1 pseudogene is annotated in these 252 nt (G+C 40.1%); it reads right to left on the bottom strand.

The features are described from left to right. Window positions 1–72: 72 nt before the first annotated feature. A pseudogene (locus ACGHEH_RS21850) lies at window positions 73–252 on the bottom strand (transposase); the annotation flags it as partial.

Here is a 252-nt window from a genome sequence, read left to right as displayed (position 1 = left end):
ACGTAAAAGTATAATTAAGCAACGTGCCTATCGATAAACAACCAAGTAAGTACAAAGAAGAGTATGAGATATTTAGGCAAAAAGCCTTTGGCATTGGGTCAAATTGCTGCGCCGCTGTAATTGTACGTGATCACAATAGCTTTGCAGTGACTGTTCACGCCCTACAGCTCCTCTAAAAGACTTGGTAAATTGCGTGGTAAGTTTTAGCCAGTTTTCAGGGCAAATATTTAGCCTCGTTAAAATAGGCTGAGA

The organism is Pseudoalteromonas sp. MTN2-4 (genome assembly GCF_042848605.1).
Lineage (GTDB): Bacteria > Pseudomonadota > Gammaproteobacteria > Enterobacterales > Alteromonadaceae > Pseudoalteromonas.
This window is presented reverse-complemented; position numbering and strand designations above follow the sequence as displayed.